At 52.2% G+C, this 14,951-nt stretch carries 18 protein-coding genes; 1 reads left to right on the top strand and 17 read right to left on the bottom strand.

Translation table 11 applies throughout. The features are described 5' to 3' along the window. The 4 genes from LKD37_RS02490 to LKD37_RS02475 all read right to left on the bottom strand — a co-directional run bounded on the left by LKD37_RS02490 (position 1) and on the right by LKD37_RS02475 (position 3,928). Entirely contained in the window at positions 1-1,467 is a 1,467-nt protein-coding gene (locus LKD37_RS02490; protein WP_055270719.1) for an ABC transporter ATP-binding protein, read from the bottom strand. Then, on the bottom strand, positions 1,464-2,216 hold the full coding sequence (locus LKD37_RS02485; RefSeq protein ID WP_006428309.1) for an energy-coupling factor transporter transmembrane component T: 753 nt from the start codon (positions 2,214-2,216) through the stop codon (positions 1,464-1,466). The genes LKD37_RS02490 and LKD37_RS02485 overlap by 4 nt, the downstream gene beginning before the upstream one ends. Beyond that, positions 2,216-2,812 carry an MptD family putative ECF transporter S component gene (locus LKD37_RS02480; RefSeq protein WP_005601664.1) on the bottom strand — a complete coding sequence of 199 codons (597 nt, stop codon included), beginning with the start codon at positions 2,810-2,812 and terminating at the stop codon, positions 2,216-2,218. The genes LKD37_RS02485 and LKD37_RS02480 overlap by 1 nt, the downstream gene beginning before the upstream one ends. A gap of 150 nt (positions 2,813-2,962) precedes the next feature. Next, the gene (locus LKD37_RS02475; RefSeq protein WP_055270723.1) at positions 2,963-3,928 is read right to left on the bottom strand and encodes a helix-turn-helix domain-containing protein; all 966 of its coding nucleotides are present in this window, start codon (positions 3,926-3,928) and stop codon (positions 2,963-2,965) included. A 172-nt stretch (positions 3,929-4,100) separates the two neighbouring features. Between LKD37_RS02475 and LKD37_RS02470 the strand changes: the two genes are divergently transcribed. Continuing rightward, positions 4,101-4,460 carry a helix-turn-helix domain-containing protein gene (locus LKD37_RS02470; protein ID WP_014080204.1) on the top strand — a complete coding sequence of 120 codons (360 nt, stop codon included), beginning with the start codon at positions 4,101-4,103 and terminating at the stop codon, positions 4,458-4,460. A 202-nt stretch (positions 4,461-4,662) separates the two neighbouring features. On the opposite strand, the gene LKD37_RS02465 is transcribed toward LKD37_RS02470, so the two are convergent. The 13 genes from LKD37_RS02465 to LKD37_RS02405 form a co-directional block, all read right to left on the bottom strand. After that, positions 4,663-6,009, bottom strand: coding sequence for a relaxase/mobilization nuclease domain-containing protein (locus tag LKD37_RS02465; RefSeq protein ID WP_182437658.1), 1,347 nt, complete (start codon positions 6,007-6,009; stop codon positions 4,663-4,665). Positions 6,010-6,167: 158 nt separating this feature from the next. Then, positions 6,168-6,515 (bottom strand): plasmid mobilization protein, encoded by a 348-nt coding sequence (locus LKD37_RS02460; RefSeq protein ID WP_119246116.1) that lies wholly within the window; start codon positions 6,513-6,515, stop codon positions 6,168-6,170. Then, positions 6,512-6,676 carry a hypothetical protein gene (locus LKD37_RS02455; RefSeq protein ID WP_182437657.1) on the bottom strand — a complete coding sequence of 55 codons (165 nt, stop codon included), beginning with the start codon at positions 6,674-6,676 and terminating at the stop codon, positions 6,512-6,514. Before LKD37_RS02455 ends, LKD37_RS02460 begins: the two co-directional genes overlap by 4 nt. Positions 6,677-6,687: 11 nt before the next feature. Next, positions 6,688-7,272: a defense against restriction DarA-related protein gene (locus LKD37_RS02450; protein WP_119246115.1), complete on the bottom strand. Its 585-nt coding sequence runs from the start codon at positions 7,270-7,272 to the stop codon at positions 6,688-6,690. Between the two features lie 13 nt (positions 7,273-7,285). Continuing rightward, the gene (locus LKD37_RS02445) at positions 7,286-8,245 is read right to left on the bottom strand and encodes a DUF8626 domain-containing protein (RefSeq protein ID WP_119246114.1); all 960 of its coding nucleotides are present in this window, start codon (positions 8,243-8,245) and stop codon (positions 7,286-7,288) included. A 179-nt stretch (positions 8,246-8,424) separates the two neighbouring features. Further along, positions 8,425-8,778, bottom strand: a complete 354-nt coding sequence (locus LKD37_RS02440; protein ID WP_119246113.1) for a cysteine-rich VLP domain-containing protein — start codon at positions 8,776-8,778, stop codon at positions 8,425-8,427. 4 nt (positions 8,779-8,782) lie between these two features. Next, positions 8,783-8,959: a hypothetical protein gene (locus tag LKD37_RS02435; RefSeq protein WP_014080211.1), complete on the bottom strand. Its 177-nt coding sequence runs from the start codon at positions 8,957-8,959 to the stop codon at positions 8,783-8,785. After that, entirely contained in the window at positions 8,956-9,705 is a 750-nt protein-coding gene (locus LKD37_RS02430) for a DUF4366 domain-containing protein (protein ID WP_118727990.1), read from the bottom strand. The genes LKD37_RS02435 and LKD37_RS02430 overlap by 4 nt, the downstream gene beginning before the upstream one ends. Before the next feature lie 2 nt (positions 9,706-9,707). Beyond that, positions 9,708-9,959, bottom strand: a complete 252-nt coding sequence (locus tag LKD37_RS02425; RefSeq protein ID WP_119246112.1) for a DUF4315 family protein — start codon at positions 9,957-9,959, stop codon at positions 9,708-9,710. A 14-nt stretch (positions 9,960-9,973) separates the two neighbouring features. Further along, positions 9,974-11,692: a C40 family peptidase gene (locus LKD37_RS02420; RefSeq protein WP_302927772.1), complete on the bottom strand. Its 1,719-nt coding sequence runs from the start codon at positions 11,690-11,692 to the stop codon at positions 9,974-9,976. Then, positions 11,673-14,033 carry a VirB4-like conjugal transfer ATPase, CD1110 family gene (locus LKD37_RS02415; protein WP_349048751.1) on the bottom strand — a complete coding sequence of 787 codons (2,361 nt, stop codon included), beginning with the start codon at positions 14,031-14,033 and terminating at the stop codon, positions 11,673-11,675. The genes LKD37_RS02420 and LKD37_RS02415 overlap by 20 nt, the downstream gene beginning before the upstream one ends. Further along, positions 13,990-14,379 carry a PrgI family protein gene (locus LKD37_RS02410; RefSeq protein WP_015563852.1) on the bottom strand — a complete coding sequence of 130 codons (390 nt, stop codon included), beginning with the start codon at positions 14,377-14,379 and terminating at the stop codon, positions 13,990-13,992. The genes LKD37_RS02415 and LKD37_RS02410 overlap by 44 nt, the downstream gene beginning before the upstream one ends. 3 nt (positions 14,380-14,382) lie before the next feature. Then, the gene (locus tag LKD37_RS02405; RefSeq protein WP_119246111.1) at positions 14,383-14,937 is read right to left on the bottom strand and encodes an MT-A70 family methyltransferase; all 555 of its coding nucleotides are present in this window, start codon (positions 14,935-14,937) and stop codon (positions 14,383-14,385) included. Between the last annotated feature and the right edge of the window lie 14 nt (positions 14,938-14,951).

The following is a 14,951-nucleotide window of genomic DNA, read 5'->3' as shown; positions in this document are numbered from 1 at the left end:
TCACTGGCGGATTCGGAAAAAATCCAAGACCTTTTTACTGCCGGATTCGTCCAATGGATAGCTTTCTTTTATTTGCCCTTTTTCCATATGGACTACATACGAACATCCCGCCATCACCAACTCCGGATCATGCGTAATAACAAGAAGCGTTTTGCCCTGATCCGCGAGTGACTTCAAACTCCGCGCAACTTCCCGCATATGTTTGAGATCAAGCCCGCTGGTTGGTTCGTCAAACACAATGATCTCCCGGTTACTCACAATGGCAGACGCAATCGCTACCCGCTGTTTTTGCCCGCCGGAAAGAGAAAGCGGGTGCCTGTCTTTATATTCCAGCAGATCAAACTGTTTAAGGATTTTATCCACAACAGTTTCATCCTCGTTGTCAATGCTCAGAAGCACTTCATCCGTCACGCTTTCGGTAAATAGCTGATGGCTGGTATCCTGCATTACCATGTAGCAATGTTTGAGCCGGGCTTTCCAATCAAGGGTTTTCCCGTCAACCTGCAAAAGGCCACACTTCTTTTCCAGTCCGCAAATACAGCGGGCCAGAGTAGATTTTCCAGCGCCATTCAGACCGATAATGGCAATCGTTTCTCCAACAGGCAGTTCTGCACTCGGAATATGGAGGCTTTCCGGTTCCCGCTTTTTATACGCAAAGCAGAAATTTTGAAATTCCATCTGTTTAGCTGTATGCGCCTGATACTGATTCGCAGGCTTCAACTTCGAGAGAGAAAACGGCCGCAGCCCCATTTCTTTTCGAGTGCCATCCGATAAGCTGTCAAATTCAGCAGGCGTGTATTCCCGTTCAATCTCCCCATCTTTTACATACAGCACACGATCTGCAAGATCGTGAAGGTAGTAAAGGCGGTGTTCTGCGATCAGAATTGTTTTGCCCTGCTTTTTCCAGAGGCTCAGGACCTGCCGCAGGTCATCAATAGCAGCCATATCCAAATTAGAAGATGGTTCGTCCAGGACCATAATTCCCGGCAGCAATACACTTGATGAAGCACAGGCTATTTTTTGCTTTTCGCCCCCGGACAGAGCAAACACGCTTCGCCCCATCAAATCTTCAATATGATAATCGGAAACTGTCCGGTCAATTCTTTTCAGGATATCCTCCTGAGGATAGCCTAAATTTTCACAGGCAAAGGCTAATTCACTATCCGTATCCACGTTGAAAAACTGACTTTTGGGATTCTGGAATACAGATCCCACCATAGCAGCCAAGTCATAAAGCGGCGTATCTGATACGCTTTTTCCGTCCAGAAGGACATCACCCTCTAAATTGCCCTCGTAATAATGAGGCACCAGCCCGTTTACCAAACGGGTAATCGTTGTTTTCCCACAGCCGGATTCTCCCGTGAGTAAAACAAATTCCCCTGTGTTTATGGTGAGATTGACATTTCTAATCCCTCCGCCGCTGGATTCTTCACCATAAGAAAAAGAAACATTTTGAAAATCTATCATGGCAAAATCCCTCCTGCGGAAATTATCGGGGAAGCAATCGCCCAAAACACTACAAAGCAACAAAACAAGATCAGCACCACATCGGCAAAATTGAATTTAAGCTGGCAAATGTTTGTGCGTTTGACAGGAGCGCCGAGGCCACGGGTAATTGCCGCAGCGGAAAGTTCCTCACCGATTTTCACGGAGCAGGTAATCATCGGGATCAGCTTATACTCCAATATTTTTGAAGATTTTTTCCCTCCAAGTTTAATCCCACGCATTTTCATAGCGTCACTGATTGCTTCTGACTCCTGAAAGACAGTTGGAAAGAAGCGGAACATGACCGTTAAGGGGATCGTCACTTCTTTAGGCATATGGATTCTTTCCATGCCGGAAATCAATTCACTGACCGTTGTTGTTTTCACTGCATAGGCAGCAATCGCAACACTGGGAAGGATTCGGCAGAAGAATCCTGTTGTAAACAGAACGAGGAAATTCAATATTCCCGTAAGGTGCGGCAAAACATAAATTTGAACAGCATAAAAAGCAGAAAACACAGCAATATAGCCCACAGCTTTTGCACATTGTTTCGAGGTAAGCAGCAATATAGCCGGAACCGTACAAAGAACAAGGCGGATCAGCCCCATAGCTTCTCCGCCTGTTCCACCCATGACAAAAATGCTTATGATGAAGATGAGCAACAGTTTTGTACGCGGATCGAGCCGTAACCCTTGTTCTGTTTTTTTGCTGAGCAGAATTTCCCGCGCCATTATGCAATACCGGCACGCTGGAAGTGCTTTTTGCAAATAGCTTTCCCAATCACACCTCCGACAAGGCCAAACACAAAGCAGGCAACCAGCAGAATAGGCGCAATCCACATAGGCATATATGTATTAAGGGTAGCTGCATATTCAGCGCCGTATCCTTCAGTCAACATTACCATATAGCTTTCACGGTTCAGGAAAATGGGAGCAAAGTTGCCAAACACCCAGATGCTGAACACGCCGCAGGAAAGAACTGTACTCTTTGCACTTTTGTAGTCCGCCTTTTTCAGGATCACGTCGGCCAACAGGCCGCCAACGAGACCAGTTACCATAGTAAGATAGCCGTTGCCGAAGAACACCATGATTAGGCCAATCAGGAAACCCATGATTGCAGTCATCCCGAATTTTTTAGCCTTTGTAACATACAGCATATAGGGGATGCCGCCAATCAAAGGGCACAGTACCGCCATCAGCGGAATAAAAATGGGGATAAAGCCAAGCATCGCCACCAGCATAACAATCACGACATAGATGACGGTGTAGATGCCGATAGTAATTAAATCTTTTCCCTCAAGCCGGGAACTTTTTTTCTGGGAACTCATACCAGTATCCTCCTCTGAGAAAATGAAAATGTGGTGTGGTTAGAGTGTTCTAACCACACCACGCATTTTAGCAATTTCATGCCCAATATCCAACCCAAAAGCAATTTCATTCTACCCAAAATCGGTATTTATTTTGGGTATGCAAAGCACCTATTTGATTCGGCTGGCCTCTCGATAATCTTTTGGCATAACTCCATACTTTTTCTTAAATGCAGCAGAAAAGTTGCTGGGCTTTGTATAACCCACAAGAACCGCTATCTGCCCAATGTTCATATTGCTCTCCAATAACAATCCTGCGGCTCGCTCTAACCGCTGCTCAATAACATACGCATGAACCGAAATGCCGTACATCATGGAGAATCCCCTTGATAATTTAGAGACGCTGATTTGAACCTGCCTTGCCAGTCCTTCACAGCTTGGCGCAAAGGCAAGCTCGCTGTCAATGATTCTCTTTGCCTCGATGATGCAATCACGTTCACTTTTTGATATGCAGCAGTATTCCGGCGAGAGGATTCGCAGCTCCAACACTTCGCTCAAATATACTGACAGCAATTCGTGGATTTTGCTTTCCAGAAACAGATACCCAAGCCCACCCCGATAATGTGTAAAGTCTTGTAACTCTGCGAAAATATGCTCCATATAGGGCGTTATGCTCACCTTTGAAATTCCGGTCAGCAGTTTCTTTTCATAGACGGTAATCTCGCCATCCTCGAAGTAGTCCTGTAATAAACGTTTGAAATATGGAACGGGAATTTTGATGTTCTTAAAATAGAAGTCGCTGTTTTGCGCATAACAGAGAGACTCCATTTTCCCGTGTCCACGGTAAATGCAGGATTCTCCCTTTGCAAGACAAGCGCCCTCTCTGCTGCCTGCAATATTCCACGACACGCCGTCGTTCAGGCAGAACAGCATTTGAATATAGTCCTCGCTGTTAATCCCGCGCACATTCATGTCAGAAAAATAATTCATCTTCCAGTCTGAAACAACGGCACCCTGTTTTGTCACCACCTGCGCAATTTGTCCGGTTCCCATATCAGAAGGAATCGGGATCGTTACGGTCTGCGGTGAATTGGAGAGCAGATCCCGATAGAGGTTGTTCATGTATTCGCTTGTCATTGGATGCCCTCCTTTCTGGGTTAGCCAAGGCTAAGCATATAATACTTTATATTTTGATGGCAGTCAAGGTAGGGTCGCCAATTGCTAAAGTGAAATTAAATAGTCAGTAGTATGAAATAGATAGTCGTTCAAATAATATCACATGAAATGTAAAATCATATCAGGTGATGTTATGAAGATAGAACGAGATGAAAGACGCTTTGATTTTCACGATATAGGGCTCGCCATCAAGCGTGCAAGAGAAGCCAGCGGCATGACACAGGAGCAACTGGCCTATATTGTCGACCGCGCTCCGCGTACCATTATGTATAACGAAAATGACGGCCAGCATCCAAGCCTCAACACCTTTTATCAGATGGTCACAATGTTTGATATATCGGTGGATCAATACTTTTACCCGTCCCAAAATAGCGGGAGCGAGTGCAGAAAGCGGATTGATGCCATGTTGAACGCCTTGGACGAAAGAGAATTGAAAATCGTTGAAGCTACAATCCAAGCGATGAAAGCATCGAAAGAAACGGAGGAAACGTAAAAGAAAGCGTAACCTCCGTTTTTTTGCGCCATGTTGCGGGTTGCGCGTTTTGGCAAGCAATTCGGGTGTGGCCACACTCCGAAATTTTTGCAGGGCGCAGGACCCGCAAAAATGCTTGTTGGGGAGCTCCCCAAACCCGCTATACTTCGGGACAAATTGTCCCAAAGTCCCGGTGCGCTGCACCGTAGTCTGCGGCCCGTCACTATCGTTCCTGTGCCTTATTCTCACGCTCGTCCGTTATGCCGAGCAGATGATCAATGTTCGCTTTTATTGCCACGGCCTCCCGCATTTGCCGCTGGGCCTCCCGGTATTCTGCATAAAGCTCTTTCTTTTGTCCCGCCAGCTCACGGCGGGATTTTTTTAGTGCTTCAATCTTAGGGAGCTTTGCGCCGTTCAGTATGGTGTTCATGGTATCCTTTGCCGCCCGGTAAGTGGCAAGCTCTGCTTCATGCTGGGCCAGATACTTTTTGCTATACCGCGCAGCCTTGTACCCATCAAACACCGGGCGGGTCTTGGCATAGTCCACCGTGGCAGCCATCAGCTCCGAGGTTTTGGAAAGAGCCTCCTCCGTTGTGCGGAGCTCGTCAGACAGCTTGTGAAAGTGATCCACCGCAGCCTCGGTGCGGGCCGTCAGCGCCGCATAGTCTGTCAGATGATGCTCCTGCAAATACTGGAGCGCGGCAGCCATCTGTTTTAGGTTGTAGACCTTGGCCCATCGTTCATAGGCCGGGCCCTTGCCCTGGGCCATACGCTCTTGAATGTCGATGATGAGATCAACTCGCCGTGGCGGAACCGTGAGCTCCTCTGGCAGCTCAGGGAGCGGACGTTCCCCGGCAATTACCGCCTTGATGTCCTCCGGGTCAAATCCGACTCCAAGTGTGGAAGCCCGGAGCCGGGTCGGTTTTTCCTGCCCGGGCGCAAGGAATGAGATAACACCACCGCGCCCCTGTTTCACCACAAAGCCGGACTCCTCCATGAGCCGAAGAAAGTCGGCGAAGTCTGTGGGCTTTTTCTCCAAAGCGGCGAGAATAGCCAGCCGTACCCTCTGCTTGGCAGAGGGCGGCTTTTCCCCGATCCACTGGCCATAGTGAAGAAAGCAGCCCTTGCTGTGCTGGCGCGGATTTTGGATAACAGACAGTTCATGTTCGATGCACACGCGGTCAGAGAGCCGCCGCAGGGCAAAGGCCGAACCAATGAAATTATGAAATTTCCGGGAGCGGTCAAAGGCCGTCGCATTGAAATAAATGTGATTGTGGATATGGGCCTTGTCGGTATGCGTACAGACGAAGAACTGATACTTTCCCTTTGTCCAGCGCATCGCCGTTTCATAGCCGATACGGTTTGCTTCTTCCGCCGTAACCTCCCCGGGCAGGAACGCCTGCCGGATCTGAAAGAACAGGGCCCCGCGAGACACGGCCCGGCCTGTCTCTGCGAGGTATTGACTTTTTACCAGAAGAAACTCGGCGGGAGCCGTGTTCGGATCGCAGAGATAGGAAGATACGGCTCCCAGCTTTTCCGGGTTCAGGCCATAGGTGAAACGATCCTCCATCGTTTGAATTGCACTTTTTCCCGCCGCTGTTTTATAAGGGCGGATGTAGGTGGTCGCCGTAAAAATCCCTCCTTCCGGCAAACAGTATTTTTACTTTGGGACACTTTGTCCCGAAGTAGAAAAAGCCGGGGAGCGGTATCAACCACTCCCCGGATGGGTCAGAGCTCTACCAGCGCGGAGAGCTGTTTCAAGAGATCAGACAGCGGCCCCCATAAGGCGGCATAGTCTCGCTGCAAGGTCGCAAGTTCTTCGGGATAAATTGCGCCGTAAGTGTTGGCTTGAATTGCCACTTGGTTCAGATTGTTGGAGCATCGCCGCTGGAGCGAAACCAGCTCACGAACAGGCGAAAGGTCAACATGAAGCACATACCCACTCAGGGCCATTTTCCGCATATAGGCTCCCATGTTACGGATGCCAGCCTCCGCCATACGTTCTTGAATCAGGGCCTGCTCCGCCTCCGACACCATCACATGAAGATGGATCGGACGGCGGCGCTTCTTTGTCATCGTTCCTCACGCTCCCGGCTGCGGCAGGCACGGGGCGGCTCCTTTACCTTATCCAGCGGCTTTTCCTGTTCGTCTGCCGAAATGGGGTGCGGCAAATGAAATTCACGGTGCAGGCGCAGCGCCTCCAGTACAGACAATTTCTGTTCATGTTTCTTTTCCATATACGCTCCTCCTATCTATCGCCACGGTCGGGCTGCCTGCGCTGGGGAGCCGGAGCCTCCGAGCCGCGATCTGCCTCCGCCAACTTTGCCGCATTTTTCATCTGCTCGGCAATCGGACGGGGCCTGTCGGGATTATCAGGCGCAGGACGCAGCTCATAGTCGGATGCCTGCTTTTCCGTCAGCGGACGGGTATAGGTAAGATAACCCCAAGCCAAGAACGAGCCATTTTCCACCGGGATGCGCTGATCGTAATTGAAGATTTCATCCGGCTTGTTATAGGGCGGCTTCGGGAATGTGCCGATGTCCACAGGCCGCTGGGTAGAATAATACTTGTAAAGACCGGGAGCCTCGGTCTGCCTGATCCCCACGTTATAAATACGCTGATAGTCCTGCACCCGGTCTGTAAAATCCTGTTCCATCGCGGTGCGGTCATTTCCATAGTGACCCCATTCGTACTGCCGCTGGCCGTCCTTGTCATCATAGCAGGCCCATGTGACATAGCGGGATGGCGCGGTGGGATGTTCGCCCAATGCAAATCCACGTCCATTTTCCAGCATAACAGCCTTCAGAATCGAATAGCCTTGATTTTTGTCCATAGTACACCTCCCATCATCGAGACATTTCTTTGTTTTCTCTTTTCACAAACGGCTGGAGCTGATAGGGGCTTGTACCGTCCTCGGGCCGCAGAAAGTCTATCCGGGCCGCAGCACGGATAGCGTTCTGGTTAAGCTGCCGCTGCCATGCCCCTTGGCTGGGAGCCCACTTAAAGCCGTTGCTTTTCAGTTCCTGCCGCTGATCGGCATCGGGCTTTTCCTCGAAAATAAGCTGCAAACGGTTTTCAGCCTCGTTGATTTTTGCCTCGCCTCCGGGGAATGTCCAGCCAGCAAACTCGGAGCGGCTGCTCAGTTCCTCAATGCGCTGGCGTACACGGCGGATGTTGGCGTTGTTGTTGGAAAGCAGATAGGCGGGGTACGGCTTGCTTTTATCCAAGTGCCATGACTGCGTCATATCTGCTTTGAGCTTTTCTGCCTGCTCCGGCGTAAGCTCCGGGCAGCCGTCCAGCGTTTTGTGTTTCCGAAAATACGCATTGACCGCCTTCATGGTGGCCTGCTGGAACTCCAGCCCCTCCAGCTTTTTTGTCAGCTTTTCCACGGCCAGATCGTCATCCGCGCTGATCCCACCCATTCCAACAGAGCGGATTTTATCAAGCAGCTTTGAAATCTCCGCATACTCTCCATAGTTGCGATCCCGGGCGGCGTTCTGCTTGTGCTTTTTTGCCACAGGGAAATTACCGCCCCCGGAGATCAGAATAGAGGGCACCCGGGCATCAATCACATTGCGTTCATTCAGATTTTCCGCAAGTTTCCGGGCATAGCGATCCACCAGCGCGTCAATCTTATCATGGTACATTGGATCGACACGGGTTTTCTGGCGTTCCGCCGCTGCATACGCTTCATCGACCATTGCCCGGTAGCCCGCCGTAGCGGAGCCCAGCTGATAGTCGGAAAAGCTGTTCATATCTTTTGCCCGCTTTGCGGCTTCTTCGTTGATCGGATAATATTTCGGCATAGTACCTCCTTCCACAAAAGCCGGAACTTTGGGACAAATTGTCCCAAAGCCCCGGCAGCTAAAATGTTGACAGCATCTCACGGAAACAGGGGCGGACGTAGAAACATACGCCTCCCGCAGAAAAGGGCCTTAAAAAGCCTTGTCACAGGCGGGTTTGGGGTGTCCTAATTGTCAACACATCAGCCCCGCTTTTTTCGCATATATTCCCGCTGCTGTCTGCGGTGTGCCGCCTTTGCACAGGCCGCCGAACAATAGGTTTGCCGTCCATCAGGAGCCACGGCTCTGCCACATACCGGGCAAGTCTTGAAATCCGGCCTTGGCCCCTCTGTCAGCAACGCAGCCTCCAGCGCCGGATCAAGGGGCAGAACTGCCTCGCGGAAGTAGCGGCAATAAGCCCCCGTCCAGCATTTCCCAAACATATAGCACTCGCAATCCAGCGGCAGGCAGCCGCAGTCCCGGTCATAGTTGGCACACCATTTTGACACCAGCCTGCGGATTGCCGCTTTTTCTGTCCGGGTCAGTTCTCGGCCCACAGCATCACCTCCCGTTGCCCGGTGGTTTGAGCTGCTCCCGGTAGCAGAACACGCAGCCAATCCCGCGCCAGTAAGGGCAGCCGTCACAACGGGAGCCCTTCGGCGGCAGGCTTGGCGGCACACCCTTAAAGTAGCTTTTTTCTTTCATAAATCCCTCATAGGGGTTGTTGGTAAATCTCATTCATTATCCTCGCTTTCGGTATCGTCCTCGTCCCAAGGCGGCCCATCGTCCTCGGGATCGTCATAATCAGCCAGTTCCTCACTGTAATCCTCTTCGGGTACAGCAGCTTTTTCATGCTTCGGGCGGTAGATTTTGAAGTACCAGCCTGCACCGCCACCCAGAACAGCCACTGCCAAGATCAGCAGAAGCGTCCCGGTATTACTTTTCTGCTGGGGCTCGGGTTCCGGCTCCTCCGCAGGTTCCGTCACCGGAGCGGGTTCTGGAGCTGTGCCAGCACACTCGGTCATGTTGACCGCGCAGACCTCGCAATCCGTATGGATGGCTCCGGGCGCACATTTTTCTGTGCAGGAGCAGGCCGGAAGTTCTCCGCCAGCGGCCTCCAGTGCCGCCAGCAGATCGGCTTCATCCACCATGTTCAAAAAGTAGGTGTGATACTGTTCGCCGTCCTCGTCCACAGGCTTGTCATAGTCAATGACAATGTAAAAGGTGTTGCCGCCGCTGGTTTCCACCGTGATGAACTGTTTGTTGGTTGCGGCATCGTAGAGCAGATCGCGGGTCACAAGGTTTCCATCCTCCGAAAAGCCCTCGCCCGGGGTAATGGTAGGCGCTGGCTCCGGGGCCGGAGTTTCTTCCACAACAGGCGGTTCCTCATTCCCGCCGTCCGAATAGGCATAGGCCGGGATTGCAAAGCCGCATAAAAGAACGGCGGAGCAAAGCCCCGCCGCCAACATACGAAAGTGTTTCATATTCAGTTTTCCTCCTTTTCTTCTTCGGACTTCGGGACACCTTGTCCCAAAGTACCTCCGTCCTTCAGCTTTTCAAACAGCAGCGGGAGCTCCGTAAGGGAAATGCTCATACCGCGCACAATGTCCACGATCTCGCTGTTTTCCGCCTCCAGCTTTTTCTGCTCCAGCTCCTTGAGCCGGGCCTGCTGTTCACTGATTTTGGCCTTGACCTTATCAATCTCGGCCTGAATTTTCATGCTTTTGGTAGTTGCCATTTCAAAACCTCCTGTCACGGTAAACGCCCGTAGGCGTAAAAATGAGATTGCCAGTAGCTTGTATTCAAATTTGCGTAGCCGATGGGATCTCCGCAATGCAGCATTTTTCCATCACCGACATAAATCCCGCAATGGCTCACGCCCGGCGTGTCATAGGTGCCTTTGAAGAACACCAGATCACCGGGTTTGGGAGAACTGGTCGGCGTACAGATGTTATAGAGCCCCTGGGCTCCCAGCCTGCCCACATTCCAGCCGGAGTGATTGATAACCCACGAAACGTACCCCGAGCAATCAAAGGAAGTGGCGGGAGAACTGCCGCCCCACACATAGGGATAGCCGATGTATTTCTGCGCTTCGGCAAGCATCGCGGCAAAGGTTTCATCGTCCAGATATTCTCCGGGCACTTCGTAATCACCGGGCTTCCCGGTAATGTACTTGTTCACATATGGAGAATCCGGGAACAGATCGGGGCGGTTTCCCAGCGTTGCCATATAGATGGCATACCGTGAAAGCTGCTCCTCGCCCATGACATATACGGGCACATGGGATAAATCAAAGTTCTCCAGCGTGACCGTACAGATGTAATAATCGTAAGGCACCTGATAGGTGTCCGTATGGGAGTTGCCATCCTCGTCCGTCCATGTGTCGGTTTCCGTGCGATACCGGGTTTCCACCACTACATCCTCCGTGAGAATGTACTGGCGGTCAAACAGCATTTGCAGCGTCCCCTGTACTTCGTCTATTGTCCATTGCCCCTCATGGAGCGCACATAAAAGAGAAAGCAGCACATAGGGGTCATGTTCGATTTCGTCCAGATCGAAGTGATATTCGTCATAGTCATGGGTGCTTTCATAGGTGTCCAGATAATGCTGCAAATCATCTTCCAGCGCACAGTAGGCAGCTTCGGCGGCCAGCATATCCCGCTCCTCGCAAGGATAGGTGCTGGCTCCTAATGCACCGGCCCCGGCGTTCCCCAGCATAAGCATGGTAGAGGAACAGGACTGCATAGCAAACAGGAGTAACACACAGAGCACCGCAACCATGGCACCTGCGGGATGACTTTTGACAAATTCCACTGCCCGGGCGGTCAGGCGTTCTGTGGCTGTGGCAGTTTTCCCAGCCGCAGCCGCGCCCTGCTTTGCAGCCTCCTTTGCCTGCTTGCGGTATTGCCTGCGAAGCCGTTGCTTTTGCCAGTAGCGGGTAAGGGCATTTTTCGTCAGCTCCGGGTGCTCCTGTGCGGCGGTGTGAAAATGGTAGTCCGCCGTGTATTTGGTATAGCGGGCCTCGGCCTTGCGTACCACTTTTGCCGGATGTTCCCGGACTTTACGGCGCACAAAGCAGGAGCCGTGCCGCAGCGCGGTTTCTCCCACAAGCTCAGAACGGTGTGCGCCTTCTGTGCCGACATTTTCCTGTTCCACTTCAAAAATCTTGCCATGCACGAAGCTGTGAATGGAACCACTGGCAACACGGCCTATGCGTTTTACCGGGCCGGGCTTTTTCGGCGGCTTTTGTTTTGCCAGCTTCTCCCGGGCCTGTTCCAGCTTTTCGCCTTGGGACTCCATACGGAGCTTTGCCGCCGCAGCCTGTTCCTGCTGGCTCTTTTTGCGGAACTTGGACTTCGGGACACTTTGTCCCGAAGTGTCGGAAGCCTCCGGCCCGGGCTGTTCCCCGTCAGGGGCGTGGGCGGTCTGCGACCAAGCCTCCTCCTTGGTCTTATTCGTTTTTCGTTTCATTCTTCATATCCTCCGGGCGGGTAGTCAGCAGGTCATAGATTTCTCCGCGAGGGAACCGATCCACAAACGGAATGGTTACATTTCCATAGAACAACAGCCCCTCACCGGAATTGCTGTGTGTGATATAGGAAAGCTGATGCTCGGAAATACCAAGCTGTTTTGCCAGAATGGTACGGTCACTCTGCGCCTGCGAAAGCAGAATCATAAAATCCGTGTTGTCCAGAATGTTCTCGATTTCCCGGCTGGCCAAAAGGTCTTTGACGTTCTGCGTTAAAGCAGACGGCACACATCCTTTTTTACGCAGCATTTTCCAGACCGCCACAAAGTAGCTGGCTGTCAGCGGATCACGGAGCAGGATATGAAACTCGTCAAAGTAGCACCAAGTCGCCGCGCCCTCGTGGAAGTTCTGATCCACCGCCTGCGAAACAAACTCATTTGTGATGTGCATTGCAATCTTTCTAAGGTTTTCGCCCATGTTTTTCAGAACGATGCACACCACACGGCTGTCCGTCTTGACGTTGGTAGGATGGTTAAAGAGATTGAGGGAGCCTGTGCAATAAAGCTCTAAGGCAGTTGCCACGCGCCGGGCTTCGGGCTCCGGCTGGCGTAAGAGTTCTTCGTACAAATCCTGTAACAGCGGTGTTTTTGCAGTTTCCAGTCCGAGCGCCTGTTCCCGGTACACCAAACGCACACAGCGGTCAATGACCGTCTTTTCAATGGGCTGCAAGCCTTCCTTGCCGCCGACCACCAGCTCGCATAGGGACAAAAGAAAATCCGCCTTCATGGAAAGCGGGCTTTCTCCGGCGGCCATATTGAGCTCCACATCCATCGGATTGAGGTGGTGCGGGCTGTCCGGGGCAATCTCGATCACCTGACCGCCCAGCCTTCGCACCAGTGGCGCATATTCGCCCATCGGGTCAACCACGATGATCCGATCCTGCGGGATGGTGAGAAACACATTCAAGAGCTCGCGCTTTGCGGCAAAGCTCTTGCCGGAGCCCGTAGAGCCCAAATACATCCCGTTTGCCGATTTCAGCTTTTTGCGGTCAGCCATGATGACATTGTGAGAAAGTGCGTTCATGCCATAGTAGAGGGCCTGCCCAGCCATGCGGAGCTCCCTTGTCATAAAAGGAATAAAGATGGCTGTTGAGCTGGTGGTCATACCGCGCTGGATTTCTACCTCGTTGTAACCAAGGGCTAACGAGGAAACAAAGCCCTGTTCCTGTTGCCAGTCCAGACGGCGCAGAGCGCAGTTGTATTTCTGCGCGATACCGCCCACGGTAAACACATCGTTTTCCAGCCGCTGGCGGTTAGGGGCAAGGTTTACTACCGTAAAGGTCAGCAGAAACATTCGCTCATTGCGGGACTGCAGATCGGCCAGAAGCTCCGCTGCGTCCTTGCTGAATGTAATCAGATCAGGGGGAAGAATATCCGGGTCATAGCCGGAGCGCACAGCCTTTCTCTGTTCCTCCACTTTCATTTTTCCGATGTCCGAGATTTTCCCCTTGATGGTCTTAATTGCCTTGAGCTGATCCACGGTCTGAATGTGCATGGTCACGGTCATTTCTGCATCCAGCTCCAAGATTTCCGCCAGCAGCTTATCCGAAAGCTCCGATGCCATAATCTGCAAGTAGGACGCCGCGCCCCAATACTGGCCGATGCGGAATGTGCGGGACTGGCGGAAGTCGAGACTGTCCGGGGCAATAAAGTCTTTTGTGCCGAGCCCGGTCTGCGGGATGTCTTTCCACGAAAAGCGGAACGCCTCGCGGCTCCCCGGATGCATCTGGCTATGAAGCAGCGCAAGGCGGGCCCGCCCGTCCATCGGCTCCGAGGGAACGCCCAACCGCTTAAAGTTTCCCATGACATCAGCCTCCACACGCTCCAGACGGGGCCGTGCCTCCGCAATCCCCTCGGCGGGTATGCCAAAGGTGATGTATTTTGAGCGCTCAATGCCGTTGTTGCTTTTGGCAATCTGATTTTTCAGCATCCCGGTAAACTCGTCCCGGACGCTGTTATAGTTGTCATCCGCTTTCGGGATATTGACCTGATAGCGGCTGCGGAAATGAGAACGGCGGTTGATAAAGGAAAGCTGGAACGGCAGCGAACTGTCAAAGTAGTTGAGGAATGAGCTCCATCCGCTGAATATGGCGGTCTGATCCTCGGTGGATGCCACGGAGTAATTGATGTCCTCATATTCCACGGTTTTTGTATAGAGCCCACCCGGGAGCTTGCACACACCGTCCGGGTGCATGGACAGATACGGGATTGTCTGTTGGGCAGACAGGGTCGCCCGGCCTTTACCCTTGGCGGCGGCTCCGTTTTTCTTCTTTGTGTTTTTCAATCACATCCTCCTTTCCAGCGCCCGGCCCGGCAAAGGGCGCATAAATGTTTTCGGTTCGGTAGGCCCTGATCCCCGGCCTTAGAAACTTGGCCCGGATGATGTTTCGCACAACCTTTTCAAAGGGCAAGCCGTCCTTTTCATACATCGCCAGCAGGAACGCCGGGAGCATAATTCCCAGCATGAGAAACATCGCCCCGGTATTGCCGAGGGTGCCACGGGTCAGCAGATAGGCCGGAATCCCCACCGCGCCCGCGCTGCCGAAGCAGACAAGCTGGCGTTTGGTGAGGTTGAAAGCCATCTTTGTTTTGATTTTGGATAAATCGTTTGGTACGTTTACATAGGGCATAGATCACACTCCTTTCTGTACTTCGGGACAATGTGTCCCAAAGTCCGGGATGGTTGGTGTTACTTCATTTCCCCATACAGCCCAGCCGGGCGGGGTCTGCCTGGCAAAGAGCTCCACGCGGGGCAGATCGCCCATCAGGGAAATGATTTTGGCGCGGGCTTCGTCCGGCTTTTTGCTATGGGCTTCAATCGGGGAAATGATGAATTGATGAATGTTGGCAGTCTGCCGCTTTGGATGTCCCTTGGTTGCCAGCAGGCAGATTTCTGCATTGCCCCTTGTCCAGAAGCCAAGGCCGTAAAACCAGCTATCCGCCTTCTTGTTCTTTTTCAGCCAGACGAAAGCAACGCTTTTGTAGGTGAAGCCCCAAGCCTCGATCAGCCGGAGCGCCTCCGGGAGCTGCGGGAAAGTAGCCCATAAAAAGAGTGCGCTGTCCGGGGCTGCAAGATCAGCCACAGGCAACGCACATAACTCCTCAATGCTCATAGTGGGATAATGGTTTTCCGCCGCGCCCTGTACTTTCTTAGCCGAGTAGCGCCAAGGGGGATCGGCGTAAATGATAGAATACTGCTGGA

The organism is Brotocaccenecus cirricatena (assembly GCF_020687045.1).
Lineage (GTDB): Bacteria > Bacillota > Clostridia > Oscillospirales > Oscillospiraceae > Vescimonas > Vescimonas cirricatena.
The sequence above is the reverse complement of the archived record's forward strand: the minus strand, read 5'-3'. Positions and strand labels throughout refer to the sequence as shown.